The organism is Acidimicrobiales bacterium (assembly GCA_035547835.1).
In the GTDB taxonomy this organism is placed as follows: Bacteria; Actinomycetota; Acidimicrobiia; order Acidimicrobiales; family Iamiaceae; genus DASZTW01.
The window spans coordinates 135,692-161,008 of record DASZTW010000019.1 but is presented as its reverse complement, the minus strand read 5'-3'; the positions used below and the strand labels follow the sequence as shown (position 1 = coordinate 161,008).

The following is a 25,317-nucleotide window of genomic DNA, read 5'->3' as shown; positions in this document are numbered from 1 at the left end:
ACGCGCCGCCGCGCGGTTCGACACCTGTCGCTCCACGCACCGGCGTCGGGCGAGGGGCTTCGTGGTGGGCGCGGAGGGACTCGAACCCCCGACATCTGCCTTGTAAGGGCAGCGCTCTAGCCAGCTGAGCTACGCGCCCGGAGCGGAACAGCGTAGTTGGCGTCCCGCCGGTGTCTGCCGGGCCTGGCGGCCAGCGGCGAGTCAGTGTGTGCGGGAGCTGTCCGGACCCGCGGACGCCAAGTCGGCTTCGGAGCACACATCGATACCGGCGTCTCGCAGTGCCGCAGCGGTGACGCCCTCGCCGTCGACGAGCGTACGGGTGAAGGTGCCGTCATAGACCTGGTGGCAGCCGCACGATGGCGACCGCGCTTTCAGCACGGCGCGCGCCGCGCCGGCGGCACGTGCGACTTCGACGGCATGGGCCGCACCACGGCGGTACGCGCTGGTGACGTCGACCCCGTCGCCGCGCACCACCCGGCCGTCGGGCTGGCGCTCGGCCGCCAGACGCGGGGTCGGGAGCCCGCCCACCGTCTCGGGGCAAACGGGCACCAGGTGGTGGGTCCGACCGAGCGCCACCACCCGTTCGTCGGTGCGCGCGCCTCCCTTGTGATCGCACGCCACGCCGAGCAGACAAGCCGACACAACGATCGCGGGAAGCGCCCGACCGGCCGCCGGGATGTCCGACGTGTCAGCCATACCCGAGGCGTTCGATCTCGGCCGTCGGGCGGCCCGGCTCGACCGTGTGGAGCAACGGCGCCATCGGCGCGTGAGAGGCCCTCGACATCGCCATGAGCGCGGACGTGAGCTCGGCCTGCAGCTCGGGGAGCTGGTCGGGCGCGAACCAGGCGACCTCGGCGATCTCTGGCGAGGACGGCACCGGCGTCGCGCCGGCGTCGGTGAGGCGAGCGCGGTACACGATGTCGATGCGCTGCGGCGCCGGCTCGACCACCACGGCCGGCTCACCCAGCAGCTCGACCTCCACACCGATCTCCTCGAGCGCCTCCCGGTGGGCCGCGTCGGCAGGGTCCTCGCCACGGGCCAGCAACCCGCCCGGCACGCCCCAGTGGTTGCGGTATGCCAGCCGCACGAGCAGCAAGGCCCCGTCGTCGCGGGCGATGAGGCACATGGCGCCCACGGTGTACTTCGGAGCGATCCCTCGCACGACCCATCGCCGGCCCTTACGGGGCAGGCGCCGGTACAGCCGCAGCGCCAGGCGGTGGAGGCGATCACGCATGGTCGAATCCTACGAGCCGTCGACCCCGAAGCCGCGGGTCAAAATGTGCGCCGGGCAGCCACGATCTCCGCCAGCAGCTGCGGGGTGGCCGCTGCGACGGGCGTGCGGCGATCGGCGTGGTCGAGGGTGACGAGCTCTCGCCCCAACCCGTCGGCCACCACCGCACCGGCCTCGCGGCACACCAGCAGCCCACCCAGGTAGTCCCACACGCCGTGCGCGCTGGGCGAGCAGTCGATGAACCCGTCGAGCGTGCCGTCGGCCACCGCGCACAAGTCGAGCGCGACGGCGCCCAGCGCACGGAACTGCCGCCAGCCGAGGTGGCACGGCGGCAAGCCCGACAGGGCGACCAGCGAATCGGCCAGGGCGGTCGCGCCCGACGGCCAGATGGCCTCGCCGTCGCGCCGCGCGCCGCCCCCGCGCGCCGCGGTGTAGCGGACCTCGTGGCGGATGTCGTGCACCACGGCCGCCGCAGGTCCGTCGTGGTCCACTGCGCACAGGCTGGTCCCCCACCACGACACGCCCCGAGAAGCGTTCGTCGATCCGTCGAGCGGGTCGACGACCACCACGACCCCGCTCGTCCCCTGGCCCGTGCGGCCCGACTCCTCGCTGACGACGTCGAGGCCGGCGTCGTGGAGGATGCTGAGCGCGGCGCGGTCAGCGACCAGGTCGCTCGCGTACTGGCCCTCACGCCGTCCCGACGGGCCCCAATCACCGGTGGCGGCGAGCGACGCGATCGTGGCGTCGGCAGCCGCGCCCAGCAGATCGAGGAGCTCGGCGCCGTCCACCCCCCGGACCGTAGCCCCACGCGCGAGTGGGCCGCCCCCGCCAACCGCCAACCGCCAACCGCCAAAACCTGGCGATTCGTGCACGAGTGGCGACATAGCAACGGCGGACCCCTTGAGCCCGCCGCGACATAGCAACCACATCTGCACGAATCGCAAGATCGTGGTCGCCTGGCGACCGCGTTGTCGCACGGGCATGGCAGGCTTGTCGGGCATGGCCGTCATCGACGTTCCCGGCTTCGTGGCCGACCTCAAAGATCACGCGGTGGACCACGGGTTCCACGTCCACGACGAGCGTCACTTCGTGGAGACGTACTCCTTGCGCCAGTCGTGGGAGGTCGACCTGCATCCCGAGGAGGCCTGCGGCGGACCGCTCGACCTGCACCTCGCCCTCGAAGTCGATCCCCGCAGCATGTTGGCTTTCGAGGACGTGGTCATGGGCCTCGAGGACGAGGACGACGAGCCGCCCGACAAGTTTCACCTCCCGCTGCACTTCACGTGGTCGCTGCCGCCGCTGCCCGACGGGCCCGACCTGCTGGTGCTGGCCACCGACCTGGCCGGCGTCGGCGGCACCGACTTGCCGATCGAGGTGTCCGCCATCGACTCGTTCGCGTCGGTCACCGATGCGGCCGAGCGGGCGCTCACGATCGTGGCGCGGGTCGAGGTGTCACTGGCCCGCGTCTTCATGGGCCAAGAGCAGCTGTGCGATGTGCTCGATCGCTGCCTCAACGTGAGCCGGTTTCTGCTGGAGCGAGCACCGAGCTGGCTCGGCGATGTCTGACCCGGTCGCCCACCAACCCCGCCGGCCACGCAACCCCGCCGGCCGCGCAACCCGCACGCCATCACCACCCATCGGCGGCGAACGGGCGGCCAGGCCGGTCGGCGGTGCGGTCGCCGGACGTCAGACCGCGAGGCCGGTGAGGAGGCCCGCGGTGAGGAACAGCGCCAGCACCGCCACGGCGATGCCCACTTGCAGCCAGGTGTAGGGCCCAATCGCACCGGGGCCACCGGGAGCGGACGCGGGCGGTGCCTCGCCATCGTGTGCTCCGGCCCCCGCCCCTGACCTCGCCACCGGCGGAACCACCGTCGGCTGCGAACCGAGGGCCGCGGACGCCAGGGCGGTCGATTCCGACCCCGACCCCGGCACCGGCACCGGCGAGACGCCACCCGACCCCGGCAAGACATCACCCGAGCCCGGCACCGGCACCGGCGAGACGCCACCCGACCCCGACTCCGGTGCGGGGGTCACGGCCGGCGCGGGTGTCCACGACGAGAACGCGCCGGCAAGCTGGTGCGGGTCGGGCGGGCTCACGACCGGCAGTGGGGTGACCGGCACGCCGAGCTGCGCCTGCGCCCGCTGGAGCGCCTCGCCGAGGGTGCGGGCCGACGCCGGACGGTGCGCCGGCTGCTTCTGCATGCACCACTCGAGCACCCGGCACAGCAGGTCGGGCACACCCATCGGTCGCAGGTCGGGCGGTGGTTCGGTGGCGAGGCGCGCCATGACGGCGAGCACGTGCTCGTCGCCCGGACGCACGAATGCGGGCCCGCCGTACAGCAACGCGAACAGCGTCGAGCCCAACGAGTACACGTCGGACGAGGTCGTGGCCGGCTGACCCGACAGCACTTCCGGCGCCACGTGCGCGGGGGTCGCCAAGATCGTCGTGCTCTGACTCATGTCGAGGCCCTGCACCCGGGCCAGGCCGAAGTCGGCCAGCAGCGGCTCGCTGTACTGCGACCGCAGCACGTTCTCGGGCTTGATGTCGCGGTGCAGCAAGCCGGCCTCGTGCGCGGTGGTCAACGCGCCCGCCAACTTCACGCCGGTGTCGAGCATCTCAGGCCACGGGAACGGCCCACGCGCCGCGAGCCGGTCGGCCAACGACCCTCCCGGCAGGTACGGCATGATCAGGAACGGTCTGCCGTCAGGCGTGGAACCGGCGTCGAAGATCGAGACGATGTTGGGGTGACCGGACAACGCGCCGAGCGCCTGGCACTCCTGCTCGAAGCGGGCGAGGGTCTTGGCGTCGGGAGTCGAGTCGAGGACCTTGACCGCCACGGTGCGCCGGAAGTGCTCCTGGCGGCCCCGGAACACCACGCCGAAGCCGCCCCGCGCCACCTGTTCGAGCCCTTCGATGCCCGGGATGCCGAGGTCGGCGGATCGAGGCGACATCGGTTGGTCGGTCATCGCCCCTCCCGGAGCCATCCCAGCGCGACCCTCAGAGGGTAGGCGCGGCCCCGGGCGGCGAACCCGCTACTGCGTGGCAGGGACGCGGGCTGGGTTCAGGAACCCGCGGTCGACCACGGCGCGGGCCAGTGGTCGGGCCAGGTCCCGGAGTCGGATGCAGCCGTCGTCCCCCAACACGTCGTACGCCGGGATGGCCGCACGGTCGGTGGCGTCCTCGACGCGCTGACGGTGGGCGACGCCCTCGCTCGTGAGCGCGAGGTCGTCGCCGGCCTCCAGCAGGCCACGGGCTCGCAGCCGATCGACGGCCGCGTCCCAGTCCTCGTCGGGCCAGCTCCGGCTCGCCCGGAGGAAACCGACGTGCACATCGCCGGTCGCGGCGTGCACGACCAGCGCCTCCACCGCCGAGATGTCTTCGGCTACGAGTGCCCCGATGTGGGCGTCGCCACGAAACTCGCGCAACAAGGTCTGGGCGTGCCACAGCTCGAGCAGCGGGTCGTCGGGCCAGTCGAGCGCGGCGTGGGCCGCGAAGAGTGGACGCCCTTCGCAGTGGTCGGCCGCTGCTTGCGCGGCGCGGCGCGCCAACCGGGCCGCTTCCACCACCTCGGGCACCTCCGCAAGCTCACCCAGGGCGGCGCGAAGCGCTCGGTCGGCGACCCGCGTGCGGGCCTGGAGCACCCTTGCGGGTGTGGTGGCCGCCCACACACCGTCCATCGAGCGACGCACGAGCGCCGGGTGGAAGTTGAAGAACGTGGCGATCACGACCTCGACCGGCACGGCACCGAGTGGCGCCGAGCGCGACGCGAAATAGCCGGCGGTGCCGGCGGGGACCCCTGCCGCGGCGTACTCCTCGGGGCCCTCGGGTGCGAAGTAGATGAGCCCGTGCAAGGGCTCGAGGGTCCGCCAGGTCTTCCTGGCGACGACCGGTTCGATCATGCGGTGGCGGCGGCGCGGTCGGCGGCCACCGCGTCGTACGTCTCGTAATCGGTGCCGGTGTCGTCGGCGTGCTCGAACTCCATGAGGCCGTACTTGGCCCACTCCTTGCGGAGCCAACCATCGTTGGCATCGAGCAACCCGAGCTTGCGGACGTTCGGCACCAACTTGGCGTGGAAGCCCCGCGCGAAGCTCGCGCCGGGCAGCAGGCCCTTGTGCTGGGCCGCCTCGATGATGGCCGGCACCACCGCCTCGGCCGACACGCCGAGCCGCTCCCAGATCTCCGGAGTGGTGGCGCGTGCCCGGTTGAGCAACGAGTTCTCGAGCAGGAACTCCTGGCGCTCCTTGAGCTCCGCCGACGAGAGGTGCTGGTAGTACTCGCTCAGGCTGAGCACCCCGAACGCCACGTGGCGAGCTTCGTCGGACATCACGTAGCGCAGCAGCTTGCGCAGCAGCGGTTCGTCGGTGCGACGGAGCAGGTCACCGAACGCGGCCAGCGCCAAGCTCTCGATGATGATCTGCATGCCGAGGTAGGCGATGTCCCACCGGCTGTCCTCGAGCAGCGCGGTGATCTGGTTCTCGAGGAACGGCGTCATCGGGTACGCCTCACCCAGCTTGGTGTGCAGGTACTTGGCGAAGACCTCGGTGTGCCGGGCTTCGTCCATCGTCTGGGTCGACGCGTAGTACTTGGCGTCGATCCACGGGACCGTCTCGACGATCTTCGCAGCCGTCATCATGGCGCCCTGCTCGCCGTGCATGAACTGGCTCAAGTTGGCTTTCAGGCCCTCGATCCCGAACGCGGTGATCTCACGATCACCCCACGCGGCGATCGGGGAGCCCGGCAGCTTCGTGGCCTCGCGCACGATCTCTTGGAACGGCGTCGGCTTCTGGACGAGCTCCTCGGGGTCGACGTCGATCGACCAGTCGAGCTCGGTCACGCTGTTCCACTGCGACGACATCGCCTTGTTGTAGAGCGTGACGAGCTGAGGTCGCTCCCGCTCGTAGTTCCACAAGAAGATGCGGTCGGCATGGTCGTGCACGATCTTGATCGACGCATCCATCTCGGCCTGGCTCGGCAGGTCGGCCATGGCAGTCCCCCTTCGCGCTGCTTGCAGGCAACGGCGTACATCGTGCCAGATGCGGCACCGGCCTCCACTCATCGGAGCTTCCGCGGTCTCTCAATTGTGGAACCGTAGAGTCTCAGAACTACCTTTCCAACCGGCGTTCATCACCCGATCAGCCCCGACCTGTCACCCGGAGTACACCCGATGCTGTTGCGGCTCCTGCGCAGCCACCTCCATCGCTACCGCTACCAGCTTGCGGGTGTCTTGCTGTTCCAGACCGCCCAGGCGCTCGCCACGTTGTACCTGCCGAGCCTCACCGCCGACATCATCGACAAGGGCGTGTTGGGCGGCGACCGCGGCTACATCTGGTCCACCGGCGGCTACATGCTGTTCATCACCTTCATCCAGGTCGCGTGTGCCACGATCGCCGTGTACTACGGGTCGCGGGCGGCCGTCGGCTTCGGACGAGACGTGCGCGCCGGCCTGTTCCAGCAGGTGCTGAGCTACTCGTCGCACGAAGTGAGCGAGCTGGGCGCGCCGTCGTTGATCACCCGGGTGACCAACGACGTGCAGCAGGTCCAGACGTTCATCCAGCTCAGCTGCACGATGCTCGTGGCGGCGCCCATCACGTGCGTCGGCGGCATCATCATGGCGGTCCGCGAGGATGCCGGCCTGTCGTGGATCCTGGTCGTGGCGATCCCGTTGCTGGTCGTGCTGATCGGGCTCGTGATCTCCCGGATGGTGCCCCTGTACCAACGGGTGCAGGACCTCATCGACTGGGTGAACCGGGTGCTGCGAGAGCAGCTCGTCGGGCTGCGGGTGGTGCGGGCCTTCGTGCGCGAACCCCTCGAGGTGTACCGCTTCGCCGAAGCCAACGGCGAGCTGACCGACGTGTCGCTGCGGGCCGGCCAGATCCAGGCCTACATGTTCCCGATCGTCATGGTCATCATGAACTTCTCGAGCATCGCGGTGATCTGGTTCGGCGCCGGGCGCATCAACAGCGGCACGCTCAAAGTCGGCGCGCTGATCGCCTTCCAGACATACCTCGTGCAGATCCTCGGCGCGGTGATGATGGCCACGTTCATGGCCGTGCTCATCCCCCGCGCCGCGGTGTGCGCGGAGCGGATCGAGGAGGTCCTCGACCTCGACTCGTCGGTCGCGCCACCGCCCGAGCCGATCCCGATGACCACGACCCGCGGCACCGTCGAGCTGCGTGGCGCCACCTTCGGCTACCCCGGCGCCGAGGAGCCGGTGCTGTCCCAGGTGGACCTGCTCGCCCGACCTGCGCAGACCACCGCCATCATCGGTTCCACCGGCGCCGGCAAGACCACGTTGTTGAACCTGATCCCCCGCTTGTTCGACGTCACCAGTGGTGCCGTCCTCGTCAACGGCACCGACGTGCGCGAGCTCGATCCCGAGAACTTGTGGCACCACATCGGCCTGGTGCCCCAACGCCCGTACCTGTTCAGCGGGACGGTGGCATCGAACTTGCGCTTCTCGGCGCCGGGCGCGACCGACGAGGAGCTGTGGGAAGCGCTGCGGGTTGCGCAGGCCGCCGACTTCGTGGCGGCCATGCCGGGCGGCCTCGGAGCCACCATCGCACAGGGCGGCCTCAACGTCTCGGGCGGTCAACGGCAACGTCTCGCCATCGCCCGTGCCCTGGTCCGCAAGCCCGACATCTACCTGTTCGACGATTCGTTCTCGGCGCTCGACACCGCCACCGACGCACGACTGCGCGCCGCGCTCGTGCCGTACGTGTCGGACTCGACGGTGATCATCGTGGCTCAGCGGGTGTCCACGATCCGCAACGCCGACCAGATCCTCGTCCTCGACGACGGCCACGCGGTGGGTCTCGGCACCCACCACGAGCTGCTGGACACCTGCCCGACCTACGCCGAGATCGTCGACTCGCAGATGAGCGCGGAGGAAGCGGCGTGACCGACCGCGATGCCACCCCCTCCGGCAACGGTGCCTCGTCAGGCAACGACCGCACCGCATCGAACGGCGCTGCTGCCGCCGAGGCCCCGACCGACACGACCTCGACGGGTGGCACCGAGGTGAGGAACCCCCAGCGCGGGGCCATCACCGGACGGTGGGGCACGACGGCCGGGATGCCCGCCGAGAAATCGAAGGACTTCGGCGGTACGGTCCGCCGGCTGCTGCGCCAGATGGCAGCCCAGCGCACACAGATGATCATCGTGGTGACCACTGCCATCGGCAGCGTCGTGTTCACGGTGATCGGCCCGAAAGTCCTGGCGCACGCAACCGACATCGTCGTGCGCGGGGTGTTCATCCACCACGGGGTCGACTTCCCCGCCCTGCGCCACACACTGCTCGTGGCCGTCGGCCTGTACGTGGCGGCGACCGTGTTGCGGTACTGGCAGTCCTACGCGCTCGCGGACGTCGTGCAAAAAGCCATGCACCGGCTGCGCTCCGATGTCGAGGACAAGATCCACCACCTGCCGCTGCGCTACGTCGACGGCCGTCCCCGCGGCGACCTGCTGAGCAGGGTCACCAACGACATCGACAACCTGGCCCAGAGCCTCCAGCAATCGCTGGCGCAGATGCTCACGTCGGTGCTGATGATCATCGGCGTCGGCGTCATGATGTTCACGATCGACCCGATCCTGGCGGGGGTCGCGATCGTCACGATCCCGCTGTCGATCGTGATCGTGCGCATCGTGACCCAGCGGTCGAAGCGGTGGTTCATCGCCCAGTGGCGCGACACCGGCGAGCTCAACTCCCAGGTCGAGGAATCGTTCACCGGCCACGCGCTGGTGAAGGTGTTCGGCCAGCAGGGTGCCGCCCTGGCTCGGTTCCAGACCACCAACGACCGGCTCTACGAAGCGTCGTTCCGGGCGCAGTTCATCACCGGTGTGATCCAGCCGGCGATGATGTTCCTCGGCAACTTGAACTTCGTGGCGATCGCCGTGGTGGGCGGGTTGCTGATCTCGTCCGGGCGGATGACCGTGGGCGACATCCAGGCGTTCATCCAGTACTCCAGGGCGTTCACGCAACCCATCACGCAGATGGCGTCGATGGCCAACGTCTTGCAGTCGGGCATCGCTTCGGCGGAGCGGGTCTTCGAACTGCTCGACGCCGAAGACGAGTCGCCCGATCCCGAACACCCGCTCGTCGACGAGCGGCCAGAGGGCCGTGTCGAGTTCGAGCGCGTGAAGTTCTCCTACCGGGCTGACCAGGAGCTGATCCGTGACTTGTCGCTCGTGGCCGAGCCGGGCGAGACCGTGGCGATCGTCGGGCCGACCGGCGCCGGCAAGACCACGTTGGTGAACTTGATCATGCGGTTCTACGAGGTCGACGGCGGCCGCATCACGCTCGACGGCGTCGACATCGCCCAGATGACACGCGCCGAACTGCGCTCCAACATCGGCATGGTGCTGCAGGACACCTGGCTGTTCGGCGGAACGATCCGCGAGAACATCGCGTACGGCAACCTCGACGCGACCGAGGAGCAGATCCGGGCGGCGGCAAAGGCCGCGTACGTCGACCGGTTCGTGCACTCGCTCCCCGACGGCTACGACACCCGCCTCGACGACGACGGCACCACCGTGTCGGCCGGCGAGAAGCAGCTGATCACCATCGCCAGGGCATTCCTGGCAGACCCCACGATCTTGATCCTCGACGAAGCCACCAGCTCCGTCGACACCCGCACGGAAGTGCTCATCCAGCAGGCCATGTCGGCGTTGCGCTCGTCGCGCACGAGTTTCGTGATCGCCCACCGCCTGTCGACCATCCGCGACGCCGACCTGATCTTGGTGATGGAGAACGGGTCGATCGTGGAGCAAGGCACGCACGAAGAGCTCGTCGCACGCGGCGGTGCGTACTACCAGCTCTACAACGCCCAGTTCGCCGGCCCGGCCATCGAGGAGCTCGACGAACCGGCGGGCACCCCCTCGACCTGATTCCGCCAGGCGAGCGGGACGTGCGTGGGGCGGGTGGGGATCGAACCCACGACCGAGGGATTATGAGTCCCCTGCTCTGACCACTGAGCTACCGCCCCAAAATCGAGAGCGCCCGCCGGCTGGACCGGCGGGCCGCACCTGCTCCGGGGGAGAGGCTCGAACTCTCAACCTAACGGTTAACAGCCGTTTGCTCTGCCAGTTGAGCTACCCCGGATCGGATTGCGCAGGTTAGCAGGCCCCCTCGCCACCCCCGACCGCCGGCGGCCTCAGGTGCCAACTGCCCCAACGCCGGGTTGCGTTTGGTACAACAGAGCGATGCGCACCCGGGTCGGCATCGCTCTCGCTCTCGTCGTGTCCGCGGGGGTGGTGGCCCGCGCGGTGCAGACGCACCACGACACTGTCGAGCGGGTGGTGAACCGGCTACGGCGGCGTGACCTCGCCGAGACCGGAGCCGTGAAGCTTCGTGCGGCGGCCGATCTGGGAGCGGAGCGGCTGCGGGCCGCCCTCACCGACGTTCGCCACCGCCAGCCCGAGGGCGAGCTCGTCGGCTGACGGTCCACTGGCCACGACCCACGCGCCCGCCCGACGGCCGCGGCGCGCCCCTCAGTCGCCGTCGAGGTAGTCGCGCAGCTTCTGGCTGCGATGCGGGTGGCGCAGCTTGGCGAGGGTCTTCGATTCGATCTGGCGTATTCGCTCCCGCGTGACCCCGAACTCCCTGCCGACTTCCTCGAGCGTGCGAGCTTGTCCATCCTCGAGGCCGAAGCGAAGTCGCATCACTTGGCGCTCGCGGTCGTTGAGGTCCTCGAGGGCCTGCTCGACCGCGTAGTTGAGCATGGTGCGGGCAGCCCGCTCCTCGGGGGCGTCCGCGGTCATGTCCGGGATGTAGTCGCTCAAGTTGGAGTCGTCGGCCTCGCCAAGGGGCGAGTCGAGCGACAAGGGATCCTGCGCGATCCGGAGGATCTCGCGGACGCGATCCGGGGTCATCTCGACTTTGGTGGCCAGCTCGTCGAGCGTGGGCTCGCGCTCGAGCTCCTGCAGCATCTGGCGCTGCACGCGGTTGACCCGGTTGATCGACTCGAACATGTGGACCGGGATCCGAATGGTCCGCGCCTGGTCGGCGATCGCACGCGTGATGGCCTGGCGGATCCACCACGTGGCGTACGTCGAGAACTTGAAGCCCTTCGTGTAGTCGAACTTCTCGACGGCTCGCATCAGGCCGAGGTTGCCTTCTTGCACCAGGTCGAGCAGGGGCATGCCCCGAGCGACGTAGCGCTTGGCGATCGACACGACGAGACGCAGGTTGGCTTGGATGAGCTCGCTCTTGGCCCGTTCCCCGTCACGGACGATCCGCTCGAACTGGCGCCGCTCCGCCGCGCCGATCTCGTGCGAGCGACCACTGGCTTCCATTTCGGCGAGGTGAACCGCGGCGAGCGAGCCGGCCTCGATCCGCTTGGCGAGCGCCACCTCGCCTGGCCCGGTGAGCAGTGGCACGCGGCCGATCTCGCGCAAGTACACACGGACGGGGTCCGACGAGGTGGTGGTGCCGGCCCGCGCCGCCGGGCGGATGGTGCGACCAGATCGGCGGTCGCGGCGGTCACGGGGCTCGTCGTCGTCGCCGAAGCCCTCGAGCGCCAGCAAGTCGATCACGGTCGGCTCGCGCACCTGATCCAACGGCCGCGCCGCGCTGCCACTCTCGATGTTGACCACGGCAGCTTCGGTGCCGTGGTGGTCGGCGCCTTCCAACTCGGCGGCGGGGCCGCCAGCGCTCCCGAGTGATGGCACCGCACCGGTGTCGGTCATGCTCCCTCCGCGACGTGTTCGGTGAGCCAGGCTACCAACTGCTTCACCGCGGCCTGACTGCCGTCGCCCTCAGACCGGAGCTCCTCCTGGCGGAGCTTGATCCAGCCGATCAAGGCGGCGAACGCCAACGGATCATCGGACATGCGCGCGTCACGCTCGACTTCGGCGAGGGCGCGCTCGGTGGCCTGGTCGACGAGGCGGGCGAGCACGTCGGCGGGGTCGGCAGCGGTCTCCTCCATCGCCAAGCGGGACAACAAGGCAGCTTCCTCACCGTTCGACGCCAACGCGGCGGCGCGGGTGTCACCGCCGTGGGCGCGGAGCGACCCGAGCACGGCGACGTGGACGGGATCGGTGAACAAGCGGTCGACGAGCCGGTCGAGGAGCTCGGAGGGTCGGTGCACCGCGACGCGGAGCGCCTCGGTCTCGGCGGTGGTGCGGAACGGCACCGCGGGCGCGGCACGCCCTCCGGCGGCGGCCTCGTCGGGCGCCGGGCGGCGGGCGCGGGTCGCCGTGGCGCGCTCGGGAGGGTGGGCGATGAAGTGCTCGACCCGGCCGCGCAGCCGGGTTGCATCGAGGCGGCAGCGGTCGGCGACCTCCATCACATAGGGGTCGCGCACCAGCTCGTCGGGGTGCTCGGCGATCATGGCGGCCGCCACGTCCGCGGCGTGTGCCCGCCCTTCCGGGCTGCGCAAGTCGCCGCCCCGGAGGGCCTGACCCACGCGAAACCCGAGGAACCGCTGGGCTTCGTCGACCGCGGCGCGGAGCTGGTCGGGATCGTGCTGGGCCAAGTCGGCCGGATCCTCCCCTTCGGGCAGAGCCACGACCGACACCTCGAGGTCGTGTGTGCGCTCCCACTCGTACACCCGCTCCGCAGCGGCCTGGCCCGCGCGGTCGGGGTCGAAGGCGAGGATCAGGCGCTGGCTGAACCGCCGTAGGAGCTTGACGTGCTCCTCGGTCAGCGCGGTTCCGCAGGTGGCGACGGCAACCGGTAGCCCGGCTCGGGCGAACCCGATCACGTCGGTGTAGCCCTCACAGATGATCACCCGATCCTGTTGCACGATCTCGGTCTTGGCCCGGTCGAGTCCGTAGAGCACCTTGCTCTTGTGGTACAGGGAGGTCTCCGACGTGTTGCGGTACTTGGGCCCTTCGGCGTCGGGCAGCTTGCGGCCGCCGAAACCGACGGGATCGCCTTGGGCGTCGGCGATCGGGAACAAGATCCGGGCGCGGAAGAAGTCCTGCTGCTTGTTGACGCGGTTCACGAAGCCGAGGCCCGTGTCGGCGAGCACCTTGTCGGTCACCCGCAAGTGGCGCGCGAGCGTGTCCCACGCGTCGGGGGCCCAACCGAGGCGGTACTCGCGAACCAGGTCGCCGTCGAAGCCGCGCGCCCGCAGGTAACGGCGCGCGGCGCCGGCGTCGGCGCCGTGCAGCAAGCGGTCGTGGTAGAAGTCGACCGCCTTGGTGATCACATCGATCAGCAGCTTGCGTTCCCTGCGGGCCTCGCCTTGGTGCGCATCCGTGTAGCGCAGGGTGATCCCTGCCTGCGCAGCGAGCTGCTCGACGGCGCCCACGAAGTCGAGGTGGTCGATCTGTTGCACGAAGTCGATCGCGTCACCGCTGGCCAGGCACCCGAAGCAGTAGTACCGACCGATCTGCGGCCGCACGTTGAACGACGGCGTGTTCTCCTGGTGGAAGGGGCAGCGCCCCACGAAGTTGCCACCGACCTTCTTGAGCGCCAGGTGGCGGCTGATCAGCTGGACGATGTCGACGGCGTCGCGGACCCGCGCGATGTCGTCGTCCACGATCGCCATCAGCGCCACCTCGGCATCTCGGGAACGTAGCGCGGCCGCTGCACTGTTCCACCCGGCTTCCGGGGTCGGTCGGACCAGTCCCAGGTCATGGTGCACGACGCCGGTGCGCGGGCCGCCACACCGACCAGGCGATCGACACCACGAGCACGCCGATGATCACTGCCAGCGACACGCCGATGCCGATGTGCACCACGTGGGACAGCAGCATCTTGACCCCCACGAAGGCCAGGATCACCGCAATGCCGTTGTCCAGGGTTTCGAAGCGGTCCTTCGCGCCACGCACCACGAAGTACAACGACCGCAGGCCCAAGACTGCGAAGGCGTTGGAGCTGTACAGCACGAACGTGTGGGTCGAGACCGCGAGGATCGCCGGGATCGAGTCGGTGGCGAACAGGACATCAGTGAGCTCGATCATCACGAGGACCGCGAACAGCGGGGTGGCCAGGCGCCGCCCGTCGATCTTCGTGAACAACCGCTGACCGTCGTATTCGGGTGTCGACGGCACCAGGCGGCGCAGCGCGCGCAACGTCCGGCTGGTCGCAGGGTCCACCGCCTCCTCGGTCCCACGCAACAGCCGCCAGGCCGTGTACAGGAGAAACGCGCCGAAGACGTACAGGATCGGGTCGAAGCGATCGACCACGGCGACGCCGGCCACGATGAACACGGCCCGCAGCCCGAGCGCGCCGAACACCCCCCAGAACAGCACCCGGAACTGGTAGCGGACCGGCACGACGAACCAGTCGAGCAACACGGCCCAGACGAACACGTTGTCGACCGAGAGGCTCTCTTCGATCAAGTAACCGGAGTAGTACTGGCCTGCGATCGAGCGGCCGAACCAGACCCACACCAGCGCGCCGAACCCCAGCCCGAGCGCGATCCACGCGCCCGTCTCGACGAGCGCCTCACGGAACCGGACCTCGCGCGGGCGCCGATGCACGACCAGCAGGTCGAACAGCAGGGCACCGAGGACGACCGCCCCGAAGATGGACCACTGCCAGAGCGCGGCGTGCGAGCGCAGTGGCCTAGCCCCCCGCGGCGACCACCGCCTGAGCTGCGGCCAGCCGGGCGATCGGCACGCGGAACGGCGAGCAGGACACGTAGTCCAGCCCGGCGTCGAAGAAGAACGAGATCGACTCGGGGTCACCGCCGTGCTCGCCGCACACGCCGAGCTTCAGCCGGTCGTTGACCTTGCGGCCACGCCGGGTCGCCTGGCGCACCAGCGCGCCCACGCCATCACGGTCGATGGTCTCGAAGGGGTTGCGCTTCAAGATGCCCTGCTCGAGATACGCGTTCATCATGCGGCCCTCGACGTCGTCGCGCGAGAACGCGAACGTCATCTGTGTGAGGTCGTTGGTACCGAAGCTGAAGAAGTCCGCCACTTCCGCCACTTGATCGGCGCACAACGCGGCCCGCGGGGTCTCGACCATCGTGCCGATGAGGATCTTCGGCTTCCGGCGAAGGTCTTTGGTGGCATCGGCGATCGCGTCGACCGCCCAGCCGCGAGCCAACGCGAGCTCCTCGCGCGACACCACGAGCGGGATCATCACCTCGACGATCGGGTCGCCGCCCTTGCGGACCCGGTCGGCCGCAGCCTGCACGAGCGCTCGTACCTGCATGGCGTACAACCCGGGCTTCACCACACCGAGCCGCACACCACGGATCCCGAGCATCGGGTTGACCTCGTGCCATGACTTGGCCGCCTCGAGCAGCTTCTCCTCGGCGGGGGCGAGCCCGCCGATGGCCTTCTTCTCCTCCAGCTCCTCCAGCGAAGGTAGGAACTCGTGCAGCGGTGGGTCGAGCAGCCGGATCGTGACGGGCAGTCCGTCCATCGCTTCGAGGATCGCCTCGAAGTCCTTCTTCTGGACTCGGCGCAGCTCTTCGAGCGCCGACGCCTCCTCTTGCGGTGTGTCGGCCAGGATCATGCGACGCACGACGGGGAGGCGGTCCTCGCCGAGGAACATGTGCTCTGTGCGGCACAACCCGATGCCCTCCGCGCCGAACGTGCGCGCTTTGGCGGCGTCAGGGCCGTTGTCGGCGTTGGCGCGCACCGCGAGCCGGCCCTTGCGGATCCGGTCGGCCCAGCCGAGCACCACCTCGAACTCCTCCGGCGGCTCGGTCTCGGTGAGGGCGGCCTGGCCCAACACGACTTCGCCTGTCGTGCCGTCGAGACTCAACCAGTCACCTTCGTGCACCGTCACGTCGTCGACGGTGAACGCCCCGGCCTTGATCTTGACCTTCTCGGCGCCCACGACCGCCGGGATCCCCCAACCTCGCGCCACGACCGCGGCGTGGCTCACCAGACCGCCCCGCGCGGTGAGCACGCCCCGCGACGCCTGCATGCCGTGCACGTCCTCGGGTGACGTCTCGTTGCGGACGAGGATCACCGCCTCACCCCGGTCTGCTGCGGCGACCGCGTCGTCGGCGTCGAACACGACGCGGCCTACCGCTGCGCCGGGCGACGCGGCGAGCGCGACGGTGATCACCGGCAGGTCGCCCTTGCGGAGCTGCGGGTGCAGCACCTGGTCGAGGTGGTCGGCGGTGATCCGCGAGACGGCTTCCTCGCGGGTGATCTTCCATGCGGGCGTGCCCGCCGACTTCTTCGCCTTGGTTCCGGCCGCCATCTCCGCCGCCATGCGGAGCGCGGCACGGCCGGTGCGCTTGCCCACACGGGTCTGCAACATCCAGAGCTTGCCCTGCTCGATGGTGAACTCGGTGTCGCACATGTCTCGGTAGTGATGCTCGAGCCGAGCGAAGATCCCCAGCAGGTCGTCGTGGATCTCCGGGAAGTGGCCGGCGAGCTCGTCGAGGCTCTCGGTGTTGCGGATGCCGGCGACGACGTCCTCGCCCTGGGCGTTGATCATGAAGTCGCCGTAGGGCTTGTTCTCACCCGTGGCCGCGTTGCGTGTGAAGCCGACACCCGTGCCCGACTGCTCGTCCCGGTTGCCGAACACCATGGCCTGCACGTTCACGGCGGTGCCGAGGTCGTGCGGGATGCGGTCGCGCACCCGGTAGGCGATCGCCCGGGGGGTGTTCCACGAGCGAAACACGGCTTCGATCGCGCCCCGCAGCTGCTTCATGGGGTCCTGCGGGAACGCCCGTCCGGTGTGGCGCTTCACCACCGCCTTGAACGCGTGGCACAAGTCGGCCAGCGCTTCCGCGGAGAGGTCGGCGTCGGTGGCCGCGCCGACCGCTTCCTTGGCTGCGTCGAGGGGCCCGTCGAACTCCTCGCCCGGCACGCCGAGCACGATCCGGCCATACATGGCGATGAAGCGCCGATACGAGTCGTAGGCGAACCGGTCGTTCGACGTGACCTCGGCGAGGCCTTTGACCGACTTGTCGTTCAAGCCGAGGTTCAAGACGGTGTCCATCATCCCCGGCATCGAGAACTTCGCGCCCGAACGGACGCTGACGAGCAACGGGTCGACCGGGTCGCCGAGCGAACGGTCCATGGCCTTCTCGAGGCGCGCCACGTGACGGGTGAGCTCCGCGTCGAGCCCTTCAGGCCAGCCGGACTCGAGGTAGCGGCGGCAGGCGGTGGTGGTGATCGTGAAGCCCGGCGGCACCGGCAGCTCGAGGACAGAGGTCATCTCGGCCAAGTTCGCGCCCTTCCCACCCAGCAGGCCCTTGAGCTCCATGGGCGGCCGGCGGTGGGAGTGATCGAACGCGTAGATCAGAGGCACGTGTACACCTTTGGTTCGGGACCGGGCGTGGACAGGTGGGCCGTGAGCCTACCGGCGGTAGCCCCTGGATCGAGAAGGCAGCCGGCGACCAAACCCTCCCCCCTGCCACTCGTGGTGCCGAGGGCCGCCAGGGCCGCCCCGCCGATTGCCAGGCGCACGACTAGCGTCGATCCGCGCAACGCCGGCCGAACCAAGGGGGACCCGTGGCCGCCAAGCCTGAGGTGCAGACATTCCTCGACCTGCTCGCGCAGATGGAGTCCGGGTCACCCGAGGAGCCCGGGGTCGACGAGACCCGAGAGACCTATCGCGGGCTGTACGCGATGACCGCCAGGGACGACGGCGCCGAGGTCTCCGACCGCACGTTCCCCGGCCCGGCGGGCGATGTCGCCCTGCGCGTGTACCGCCCCTCGGGCAGCGACGCAACGCCCCCGCTGCTGGTGTGGTTCCACGGTGGTGGCTGGACGATCGGCGACCTCGACACCACCGACGGAATGGCTCGGGCGCTGTGCACGCGCGGGCGTGTCGTGGTGGCGTCGGTCGACTACCGGCTTGCGCCGGAGCACCCGTTCCCCGCCGCGGTCGACGACTGCATGGAAGCGACCGCATGGCTCTCGGCCCACGCCGACGAGTTGGGCGCCGACGGCTCGCGCCTCGCCGTGGGGGGCCACTCGGCAGGCGGCAACCTCGCGGCGGTCGTCTCGCAACTCGCCAAGTCCATCGGCGGGCCGTCGATCGCGCTCCAAGTGCTGTGCTGTCCGGTCACCGACGCCAGCAGGTCGTGGCCGTCGCGGACCGAGAACGGCGAGGGCAAGATGCTCACCCAGGAGCTGATGGATTGGTTCACCGGGAACTACCTCGCCGGCAACGACGCGGCCGCCGCCCACCCCCGGGTCTCTCCGTTGCTCACCACCGATCTGTCGGGCCTCCCGCCCGCCGCGGTGATCACCGCCGAACTCGACCCGCTGCGCGACGAGGGCAACGCCTACGTCGAGGCGCTCCAAGCGGCGGGGGTGCCGGTCGACCACCGCCTCTTCGAGGGCGAGATCCACGACTTCTACACGCTGCAAGGGATCCTGCCCGACGCCGAGGAAGCCCTGGACCACCTCGCGAAGGCGCTGGCGGAGACGTTGCGCTGATCCGCCGGTGCCCTCCGGCGTGTCGTGTCCGTTGGGTCGCGCCGGTGACAACGCCACGCCGGCCGATGCCGGCAGGCTTCGTCAGAAGCCGAGCTTGGCGTGCAGGTGGCCGACCAGGTGGTCGATCGCGACCCGGTCCTGCGCCATCGAGTCGCGCTCGCGCACCGTCACGGCCCGGTCCTCGAGCGACTCGAAGTCGACGGTGACGCACAACGGCGTGCCGATCTCGTCCTGGCGGCGATAACGGCGGCCGATGGCCTGCGTCTCGTCGTAGTCGCACATGAACTCGGGTTGGACGAGGCTGAGTACCTCCCCCGCCACCGCGGAGAGCTCCGGCTTCTTGGACAGCGGGAGCACCGCGACCTTGTACGCCGCCAGGCGCGGGTGCAGCCGCAGCACGGTGCGCTGCTCGCCACGGACTTCTTCCTCGTCGTACGCGCTGAGCAGGAACGCCATCATCGTGCGGGTCGCGCCCGCGGCAGGCTCGATCACATGGGGGATGTACCGCTCCCCCGCCGCCTGGTCGAAGTACTCGAGCCGCTCACCGGAGTGCTCGATGTGCTGGCGCAGGTCGTAGTCGCCGCGGTTGGCGATGCCTTCGAGCTCATCCCAGCCCCAGGGGAACAGGAACTCCACGTCGGACGTGCCCGACGAGTAGTGCGACAGCTCGTCCTCGGCATGCGGCCGCAACCGGAGCTGATCCGCGGGGATGCCGAGGTCGAGGTACCAGTTCATGCGTTCGTTGCACCAGTACTCGTACCACTGCGCCGCCTCGTCGGGCGGGACGAAGAACTCCATCTCCATCTGCTCGAACTCACGGGTGCGGAACACGAACTGGCCAGGCGTGATCTCGTTGCGGAAGCTCTTGCCCGTCTGCGCGATGCCGAACGGAGGACGCTTGCGGCTGGCGTTCATCACGTTGGTGAAGTTGACGAACATGCCTTGTGCGGTCTCGGGCCGCAGGTACACGTCATGGCCCGCACCTTCGACCGGGCCGGCCGTCGTGCGGAACATCAAGTTGAACTGGCGCGCCTCGGTGAAGGAGTCCCTCGCCCCACAGTTCGGGCACGTGCGGGGATCGTCGAGCTTGTCGAGCCGGAAGCGCTCGTTGCAGTTGCGACAGTCGACGAGCGGGTCGGTGAAGTTGGCCAGGTGGCCCGACGCTTCCCACACCGCCGGTGGGGTGAGGATCGAGGCGTCCAGGCCCACGATGTCGGTGCGCAGCTGGACCATCGAACGCCACCAGGCGTCCTTCACGTTCCGCAGCAGTTGGACGCCGACCGGCCCGTAGTCGTACGCCGACCGGAAGCCGCCGTAGATCTCCGCCGACGGGAAGATCACCCCGCGGCGCTTGCAGAGGTTGACGACCTTGTCCATCAGGGACGGGTCGGGCTTACCTGCTGCGGTCGCGGGTTCGGACATGGCCGTCGAGCGTAGTGGGGTCGCGATACGGCCCTGACCCGAGTTCGATGCCATCGCGTCGTCGCCAGGGGCGGGGCAGTAGCCTCCGCCCTCGTGACCACCTATCCCGCCACGCCGCCGAACTACGCGATGGCGATGCGCAAGCCGACCGACGTCATGGGCAAGCGCATCGGCGCGTACCTCCTCAACGGCCTGATCAGCGCGATCGTGATCATCGGGCTCTTCATCGGCATCATCGCCGCCACGTCGCCGGGCAAGAGCTACAAGAACGTCCAGGCGGCCACCGGCGAGACGGCCTACAAGTTCTGCGACAACTACGACCCGGCCAACCGCAACGACAAGTTGTGCTTCGCGACGAGCGATGACGAGTTCATCCTCATCGACAGCGGGCCGTTCATCGGCACGCTCATCGGCGTGGTGGTCGGCTGGTGGCTCATCGACGCGGTGATCCTCGAAGGGCTCGCCGGCGGCAACCTCGGCAAGCTGATCGCCGGGTTGCGCGTCGTGCGCGAGAACGGCTCGAAGCCGGGGCTCGGCTGGGCCTTCCTGCGCAACCTGCTGCTCCTCATCCCCGACGGCATCTTCGCCGGCCTGGTCGGCCTGATCGTCTCGCTGACCAACGACGACCATCAACGGGTCGGCGACATGGCGGCCAGCACGTACGTGGTCGACAAGCGCGCGGCAGGCCAGCCGATCCGTTCGGCGCCGGCCGGCTTCGGCGGCTACGGCGCACCGGGACAAGGCGCGATCACCACTCCCGGACCCTCACCGTTCGGGCCGCCTTCCGGCACGCAGCCCTCGCCCGGGGCCGCCCCGGCGCCGAGTTCGCCCTCGCCGGCGTCGAGCTCACCCGCCGCCACGGCCACCGGCGCCGCGGTCCACCAACCCCAGTGGGACGCCGCCCGCAACACCTACATCTGGTGGAACGCCCAGGAGCAGCAGTGGCTCGAGCACGACCGCGCGTCGGGCACTTGGCGACCCATCAGCCAGTGAACACCAGGCGGTGACCACCGCCGGGGCTCCCGCCGCCATCTCGCACGATCCCACGGCCGTCGTGGGTCGGCGCATCGCCGCGTGGGCGATCGACCTGGTGATGTTCGCGGCGTTGGAAGTGCTGCTCGTCGTGAGCCTCGGCACCCGCCACCACCAAGGCGCCTGTGACCAGCTCACCCGCGGCCACGCCGCCGCACAGTGCCTCTCGCTGGGTTCGAACACCTACCTGGTCGCCGGTGGGCGGCTGGCGCTCGGCACCGCGATCAGCGTGACCTGGTTCCTCGGCCTCTTCTCGCTGCTGCAGGGGCTCACCGGGCGGACGCCCGGCAAACTGCTCACCGGCGTGCGCGTCGTGGGCCCCGACGGTCACGCACCCGGCATCCGACCCGCTTTCGTGCGATCGGTCTGCTGGGTCGCTGACGGCTTCCCGTATCTGCTCGGACCGGTCGTCGGTGGCGTGGCCATGGTGAGCACCGCCGGCCACCAACGGCTCGGCGATCGGGCGGCGCACACCTGGGTGGTCGCAACCGGCGCGGCGGGCGTCCCGATCGGGCCGGCGGGCTGACTCGCGGCGTCGCTCGACCGAGGGCTCAGCCCTGGCCGAGCAGGCGCACCGACTTGAGGCGTCGCTCGAGGTGCTGCTCCATGGCGTGGGTCGCCAAGTGGTCGACTTCGGTGGTGGCCGGCGACGACGGCACCTGCAACGCGGTGGCCAGCCGGCCGCCCAACACCAGCTGCAACAGGTCCACGGCCTCGGCCGACACCGGCAGGCCGCGGCGATGCTCCCGGCACAGCAAGCCCCCGTCGAGCAAGTCGAACGCGCACAATCCATCGTCGCGACCGCACACCGCGCAACCCTCGACGATCGGTCGGACACCGTCGTGCGCGAGGAGCTTGAGGAAGAACGACGCGACCAGCAGCGCGGCGTCATCGGCGGCGAGCGCTCGGAGCCCACCGAGCAGCAACTGGTACAGCCCCGGGTCGGGTTCGCGCTCTTGGGCCACCTGGTCGACCACTTCGAGCAGGCTCGCCGCCTTGGTCAGGCGGTCGAGGTCGTCCTTGACGGCACGGAAGTGGTCGACGGTCTCGGCTTGCGTGACGGTGTCGAGCTCACGACCTTCGTAGAGCTGCAAGGCCACGTGACTCGGGGGCTCCAGACGTGCGCTGAACCGGCTACCCGACTTGCGAGCGCCCTTGGCGACGGCTCGCACCTTGCCGTGGCCCTCGGTGAGCAGCACCACGATCCGGTCGGCTTCCGCCAGCTTGTACGTCCGCAACACGATCCCGTGGTCGCGGTACAGCGCCATTACCGGCTCAGCCCTGCGACACCACGCCGCCGAAACGGCGATCGCGGCCTTGGAACTCGCGCACCGCGTCGAAGAGGTGCTCGCGGCGGAAGTCCGGCCACAACACGTCGGTGAACACCAGCTCGCTGTACGCCGCCTCCCACAGCAAGAAGTTCGAGATGCGGTACTCGCCGGAGGTGCGGATCACCAGATCGGGATCGGGCATGTCGGGGTCGTACAAGTAGCGGCGGATGGTGCGCTCGCTGACCTTGTCAGCCGACACCCCGTCGGCCACCAACGCCCGCACGGCGTCGACCAGCTCCGCGCGCCCGCCGTAGTTGAAGCAGATCGTGAAGTTCATCCGCTGGTTGCCGACGGTCTGTGCCTCCGACGACTCGATGCGCCGCAACACCTTGCGCGGTACCCGCCAATCACGTCGACCGATGAAGCGGATCCGCACCCCTTTGCGGTCGAGGTCGTCGGTGTGGCGCTGCAAGATGCCCTGGTTGAAGCCCATGAGGTAGCGGACTTCGTCAGGCGGACGGCGCCAGTTCTCGGTGCTGAACGCGTACACCGAGAACCACTTCACACCCAGCTCCAGCGCCCCGTTCACGGCGTCGAGCAACGCCTCTTCGCCGGCTGCGTGACCTTCGGTGCGCTTCAGTCCGCGTTGCTCCGCCCACCGCCCGTTGCCGTCCATCACTGTCGCCACATGCCGTGGGACCCGGCCCGGGTCGATACCTTCGGGGAGCACGACAGCAACCTACCGTCTACGCGAAGGGCCGCTGGGGTGCGCGACCGACTCAACCGGCTGGGTGAACGCTGGCCATGGCTGGGCACCGTTCTGCGCGTCCACGACCGCTTCGGGGAGCTGCAAGGAGGCTCGGCGGCGAGCGCGATCACGCTGTCGGTGTTCGTGGCGTTGTTCCCCCTGCTGCTGGTGGTCATCTCCGTCGTCGGCTTCATCTCCGGCTCGAACCCGCACCTCGCGCACGACCTGGTGCACGACCTGGGGCTGACCGGGGCGGCTGCCCGGAACCTCGAGACCACCATCGACACGGCCCGCCGGAGCGCCACGGCCGCGTCGACAATTGGCCTGCTCGGCCTCGCATGGAGCGGCCTCGGCGTGATCGCCGCGCTGCAACACGGCGTGAACCTCGCCTGGCAGGCGGAAGAGAAAGGCCTCAAGTCGAAGCTGCTCGGCGTGCCCTGGCTGGTCGGCGCTGGGCTGATCTTCGCGGCCTCGTTCGCGCTCTCCACGATGCTCGGGCTGCTGCCCGGCTGGCTGGCGCCGGCCAACTTGCTCATCGGGTTGGCGGTTGACTTCGGCTTGTTCTTGTGGACGTTCTGGCTGCTCGGCACCGTGAAGGTCGGTGTGCGCCCCTTGCTCCGCGGCGCCTTGCTCGCGGCCATCGGCTTCGAGGTTCTCAAAGTGGTGGGCTCGGTGTACGTCCCGCGGCTGGTGGCCCGTTCGTCCGCGCTCTACGGGTCGCTCGGCGTGGTCTTCGCGACGCTCGCGTGGTTGCTGTTCTTCGGTCGCCTGCTCGTGTATGCCTCGGTCCTCAACGTCGTGGGCTACGAGCAGCGCGAGGGAACGGTCAGCTTGGAGGTCGACGCGCCGCGGGTGCCCGGCGAGGTGCCGCTCCGCACCACCCGTGCCGGTGTGGTCGTGCCGAGAGAGATCGCGGCCGAGTCGGATTGACCGTCGCGCCGGCTCAGTCGGCCGCTTCGAGGCGGGCCTTGGCGTACTCCCAGTAGGCGCGGAGCGCGCGGATCCGCCCGTTGCCGTCGGTGCGGTACGTGTACACGCCGTCAACCACCGCACGGCTGCCGTCAGGGAAGGTCGTGGTGATGGTTCCGACGTTGGCGCACTCGTCGCCCGCCGCGTAGGACTCGCGGATCTCGAAGGCGATCTGGCCCGACGCGACCACCTGGTCGTAGAAGCCCGCGATTGCGTTGGCGCCGTGGTGACCGGCGCCGTCGGGGTCGAACGGCGAGGGGCCGATCGGGTCCTCGACCACCGCATCGTCGGTGAACAGCGCCAGCCAGCGGGCCCGGTCACCCGACTCGACCGCCTGCATCGACGCGATCGCCGCGTCGCGCGCCGGATGCGACGCGAAGCGCTCCATCCCCTTCATCGCACGCCCTCCATCTCACGCGCCTTCGCGCGCGGCGAGCGGCTGGATGACCTCGTCGGCGAACCGGCGCACGGAGTCGAGTTGCACTTGCAGATCCTTGTGGTCGCCGCCGTAGGAGAACCACGGCACGGTCATCACGTCGGTCACCCCACGCTCCGCCAGCGCCGCCATGCCGTCGACCTCGGCGGCGATCAACGGCGTGACCTTCACCTCGAACGTGGCGCGGTCGCGCCCGTGCTCGTCGAGCACCGGCCACAGCCGGCGCAGCACCTCGTCGAGGTCTTCCGGCGTCATCTGCACCGAGATCCAGCCGTCGCCCACACGGGCCGCGCGCCGCAGCGCCGCGTCGGAGTGGCCACCGATGTAGATCGGCACCGGCTGCGACGGCCACGGCGCCATCGACAGACGATCGAAGTCGTAGTGCTCGCCGTGGAACTCCGCATAGCCACCGCCGAGCAGCCGGCGCAGGATCTCGACGGTCTCGTCGAGGCGGGCGCCGCGCGTCTGTTTGACCTGCCCCGTCCAGTCGAACTCCTCTTGCAGCCACGACAACCCCAGACCGATGCCGACGCGGCCGTCGGCCATGGCCGCGGCGGAACCGACGGTCTTGGCGAGCAGCAACGGGTTGCGCAGCACCGTCTTGTACACGTTCGTGTAGAAGACGAGCCGCTCGGTGACCGCGGCCATCGCGGGGATGGCGACGAACGGCTCGACGAACGGCGTGTCGTGGTGCCAGAACCGCCGCCCGTCGCTCGTGTACGGGTACTTGTCGGAGACTTCCTCGGGATAGAAGACCGAGTCCGGCATCGTGACCGCGTCCCAACCCGACTCCTCGGCAGCTCGTGCCAGCGGGATCAGGTGGTCCGCGGGGACCATGGCGAGGGCGAGCGAGAACTTCACCCGAGCCAATCTAGAACACGTTTCAGTCTGGGTCCCGGG

23 protein-coding genes and 3 tRNA genes are annotated in these 25,317 nt (G+C 69.5%); 8 read left to right on the top strand and 18 right to left on the bottom strand.

Annotation, left to right across the window (positions count from 1 at the left end):
• Positions 1-62: 62 nt before the first annotated feature.
• The 4 genes from VHA73_15535 to VHA73_15520 all read right to left on the bottom strand — a co-directional run bounded on the left by VHA73_15535 (position 63) and on the right by VHA73_15520 (position 2,019).
• Positions 63-139, bottom strand: a tRNA-Val gene (locus VHA73_15535).
• A gap of 62 nt (positions 140-201) precedes the next feature.
• Positions 202-696, bottom strand: coding sequence for a DUF523 domain-containing protein (locus VHA73_15530; GenBank protein HVX19435.1), 495 nt, complete (start codon positions 694-696; stop codon positions 202-204).
• The gene (locus tag VHA73_15525; GenBank protein ID HVX19434.1) at positions 689-1,234 is read right to left on the bottom strand and encodes an NUDIX domain-containing protein; all 546 of its coding nucleotides are present in this window, start codon (positions 1,232-1,234) and stop codon (positions 689-691) included. The genes VHA73_15530 and VHA73_15525 overlap by 8 nt, the downstream gene beginning before the upstream one ends.
• Before the next feature lie 38 nt (positions 1,235-1,272).
• Complete coding sequence (locus VHA73_15520) at positions 1,273-2,019, bottom strand: inositol monophosphatase (GenBank protein ID HVX19433.1); 747 nt, start codon at positions 2,017-2,019, stop codon at positions 1,273-1,275.
• A gap of 211 nt (positions 2,020-2,230) precedes the next feature.
• Here VHA73_15520 and VHA73_15515 point away from each other — a divergent pair, with 211 nt between their 5' ends.
• Complete coding sequence (locus VHA73_15515) at positions 2,231-2,797, top strand: hypothetical protein (GenBank protein ID HVX19432.1); 567 nt, start codon at positions 2,231-2,233, stop codon at positions 2,795-2,797.
• Between the two features lie 120 nt (positions 2,798-2,917).
• On the opposite strand, the gene VHA73_15510 is transcribed toward VHA73_15515, so the two are convergent.
• The 3 genes from VHA73_15510 to VHA73_15500 form a co-directional block, all read right to left on the bottom strand.
• On the bottom strand, positions 2,918-4,198 hold the full coding sequence (locus VHA73_15510) for a protein kinase (GenBank protein HVX19431.1): 1,281 nt from the start codon (positions 4,196-4,198) through the stop codon (positions 2,918-2,920).
• 66 nt (positions 4,199-4,264) lie between these two features.
• Entirely contained in the window at positions 4,265-5,083 is an 819-nt protein-coding gene (locus tag VHA73_15505; GenBank protein ID HVX19430.1) for a hypothetical protein, read from the bottom strand.
• Between the two features lie 44 nt (positions 5,084-5,127).
• Positions 5,128-6,216, bottom strand: a complete 1,089-nt coding sequence (locus VHA73_15500; GenBank protein HVX19429.1) for a ferritin-like domain-containing protein — start codon at positions 6,214-6,216, stop codon at positions 5,128-5,130.
• Positions 6,217-6,396: 180 nt separating this feature from the next.
• Between VHA73_15500 and VHA73_15495 the strand changes: the two genes are divergently transcribed.
• Both VHA73_15495 and VHA73_15490 read left to right on the top strand, forming a co-directional pair.
• The gene (locus tag VHA73_15495) at positions 6,397-8,130 is read left to right on the top strand and encodes an ABC transporter ATP-binding protein (GenBank protein HVX19428.1); all 1,734 of its coding nucleotides are present in this window, start codon (positions 6,397-6,399) and stop codon (positions 8,128-8,130) included.
• On the top strand, positions 8,127-10,115 hold the full coding sequence (locus VHA73_15490; protein HVX19427.1) for an ABC transporter ATP-binding protein: 1,989 nt from the start codon (positions 8,127-8,129) through the stop codon (positions 10,113-10,115). The genes VHA73_15495 and VHA73_15490 overlap by 4 nt, the downstream gene beginning before the upstream one ends.
• Before the next feature lie 25 nt (positions 10,116-10,140).
• Here VHA73_15490 and VHA73_15485 read toward each other — a convergent pair.
• Positions 10,141-10,213: transfer RNA gene (locus VHA73_15485), tRNA-Ile, on the bottom strand.
• A gap of 43 nt (positions 10,214-10,256) precedes the next feature.
• Positions 10,257-10,329, bottom strand: a tRNA-Asn gene (locus tag VHA73_15480).
• A gap of 101 nt (positions 10,330-10,430) precedes the next feature.
• On the opposite strand from VHA73_15480, the gene VHA73_15475 reads away from it, so the two are divergent.
• Positions 10,431-10,667, top strand: a complete 237-nt coding sequence (locus VHA73_15475) for a hypothetical protein (GenBank protein ID HVX19426.1) — start codon at positions 10,431-10,433, stop codon at positions 10,665-10,667.
• Positions 10,668-10,718: 51 nt separating this feature from the next.
• Here the strand turns inward: VHA73_15475 and rpoD are convergent, their stop codons facing one another.
• The 4 genes from rpoD to ppdK form a co-directional block, all read right to left on the bottom strand.
• Positions 10,719-11,915, bottom strand: coding sequence for an RNA polymerase sigma factor RpoD (rpoD, locus tag VHA73_15470; protein ID HVX19425.1), 1,197 nt, complete (start codon positions 11,913-11,915; stop codon positions 10,719-10,721).
• Positions 11,912-13,723, bottom strand: a complete 1,812-nt coding sequence (dnaG, locus tag VHA73_15465; GenBank protein ID HVX19424.1) for a DNA primase — start codon at positions 13,721-13,723, stop codon at positions 11,912-11,914. Before dnaG ends, rpoD begins: the two co-directional genes overlap by 4 nt.
• A gap of 85 nt (positions 13,724-13,808) precedes the next feature.
• Positions 13,809-14,741 carry a TerC family protein gene (locus VHA73_15460; protein ID HVX19423.1) on the bottom strand — a complete coding sequence of 311 codons (933 nt, stop codon included), beginning with the start codon at positions 14,739-14,741 and terminating at the stop codon, positions 13,809-13,811.
• A gap of 4 nt (positions 14,742-14,745) precedes the next feature.
• Positions 14,746-17,403 (bottom strand): pyruvate, phosphate dikinase, encoded by a 2,658-nt coding sequence (gene ppdK / locus VHA73_15455; protein HVX19422.1) that lies wholly within the window; start codon positions 17,401-17,403, stop codon positions 14,746-14,748.
• 203 nt (positions 17,404-17,606) lie between these two features.
• Between ppdK and VHA73_15450 the strand changes: the two genes are divergently transcribed.
• Positions 17,607-18,539 (top strand): alpha/beta hydrolase, encoded by a 933-nt coding sequence (locus tag VHA73_15450; protein ID HVX19421.1) that lies wholly within the window; start codon positions 17,607-17,609, stop codon positions 18,537-18,539.
• Positions 18,540-18,620: 81 nt separating this feature from the next.
• On the opposite strand, the gene VHA73_15445 is transcribed toward VHA73_15450, so the two are convergent.
• Positions 18,621-19,961, bottom strand: coding sequence for a glycine--tRNA ligase (locus VHA73_15445; GenBank protein HVX19420.1), 1,341 nt, complete (start codon positions 19,959-19,961; stop codon positions 18,621-18,623).
• Positions 19,962-20,054: 93 nt separating this feature from the next.
• On the opposite strand from VHA73_15445, the gene VHA73_15440 reads away from it, so the two are divergent.
• Positions 20,055-20,954 carry an RDD family protein gene (locus VHA73_15440; GenBank protein ID HVX19419.1) on the top strand — a complete coding sequence of 300 codons (900 nt, stop codon included), beginning with the start codon at positions 20,055-20,057 and terminating at the stop codon, positions 20,952-20,954.
• Positions 20,955-20,964: 10 nt separating this feature from the next.
• Positions 20,965-21,519, top strand: coding sequence for an RDD family protein (locus VHA73_15435; GenBank protein ID HVX19418.1), 555 nt, complete (start codon positions 20,965-20,967; stop codon positions 21,517-21,519).
• Positions 21,520-21,544: 25 nt separating this feature from the next.
• Here the strand turns inward: VHA73_15435 and recO are convergent, their stop codons facing one another.
• A complete protein-coding gene (gene recO / locus VHA73_15430) occupies positions 21,545-22,261 on the bottom strand; it encodes a DNA repair protein RecO (protein HVX19417.1) in 717 nt (238 codons plus the stop codon).
• A gap of 7 nt (positions 22,262-22,268) precedes the next feature.
• On the bottom strand, positions 22,269-22,994 hold the full coding sequence (gene uppS, locus VHA73_15425) for a polyprenyl diphosphate synthase (protein HVX19416.1): 726 nt from the start codon (positions 22,992-22,994) through the stop codon (positions 22,269-22,271).
• A 36-nt stretch (positions 22,995-23,030) separates the two neighbouring features.
• On the opposite strand from uppS, the gene VHA73_15420 reads away from it, so the two are divergent.
• Positions 23,031-23,942, top strand: a complete 912-nt coding sequence (locus VHA73_15420) for a YihY/virulence factor BrkB family protein (GenBank protein ID HVX19415.1) — start codon at positions 23,031-23,033, stop codon at positions 23,940-23,942.
• A gap of 13 nt (positions 23,943-23,955) precedes the next feature.
• Here VHA73_15420 and VHA73_15415 read toward each other — a convergent pair whose 3' ends face one another.
• Entirely contained in the window at positions 23,956-24,378 is a 423-nt protein-coding gene (locus tag VHA73_15415) for a nuclear transport factor 2 family protein (GenBank protein ID HVX19414.1), read from the bottom strand.
• A 15-nt stretch (positions 24,379-24,393) separates the two neighbouring features.
• Positions 24,394-25,278 carry a TIGR03619 family F420-dependent LLM class oxidoreductase gene (locus tag VHA73_15410; protein HVX19413.1) on the bottom strand — a complete coding sequence of 295 codons (885 nt, stop codon included), beginning with the start codon at positions 25,276-25,278 and terminating at the stop codon, positions 24,394-24,396.
• Positions 25,279-25,317 lie beyond the last annotated feature (39 nt).

Excerpts from the sequence above, each read along its gene's own strand:
- VHA73_15515 (HVX19432.1), top strand. The coding sequence starts at position 2,231 with ATGGCCGTCATCGACGTTCCCGGCTTCGTGGCCGACCTCAAAGATCAC.
- VHA73_15510 (HVX19431.1), bottom strand. The coding sequence starts at position 4,198 with ATGACCGACCAACCGATGTCGCCTCGATCCGCCGACCTCGGCATCCCG.
- dnaG (HVX19424.1), bottom strand. The coding sequence starts at position 13,723 with ATGGCGATCGTGGACGACGACATCGCGCGGGTCCGCGACGCCGTCGAC.
- VHA73_15495 (HVX19428.1), top strand. The coding sequence starts at position 6,397 with ATGCTGTTGCGGCTCCTGCGCAGCCACCTCCATCGCTACCGCTACCAG.
- recO (HVX19417.1), bottom strand. The coding sequence starts at position 22,261 with ATGGCGCTGTACCGCGACCACGGGATCGTGTTGCGGACGTACAAGCTG.
- VHA73_15415 (HVX19414.1), bottom strand. The coding sequence starts at position 24,378 with ATGAAGGGGATGGAGCGCTTCGCGTCGCATCCGGCGCGCGACGCGGCG.
- VHA73_15500 (HVX19429.1), bottom strand. The coding sequence starts at position 6,216 with ATGGCCGACCTGCCGAGCCAGGCCGAGATGGATGCGTCGATCAAGATC.
- rpoD (HVX19425.1), bottom strand. The coding sequence starts at position 11,915 with ATGACCGACACCGGTGCGGTGCCATCACTCGGGAGCGCTGGCGGCCCC.
- VHA73_15525 (HVX19434.1), bottom strand. The coding sequence starts at position 1,234 with ATGCGTGATCGCCTCCACCGCCTGGCGCTGCGGCTGTACCGGCGCCTG.
- VHA73_15475 (HVX19426.1), top strand. The coding sequence starts at position 10,431 with ATGCGCACCCGGGTCGGCATCGCTCTCGCTCTCGTCGTGTCCGCGGGG.
- VHA73_15445 (HVX19420.1), bottom strand. The coding sequence starts at position 19,961 with ATGTCCGAACCCGCGACCGCAGCAGGTAAGCCCGACCCGTCCCTGATG.
- VHA73_15530 (HVX19435.1), bottom strand. The coding sequence starts at position 696 with ATGGCTGACACGTCGGACATCCCGGCGGCCGGTCGGGCGCTTCCCGCG.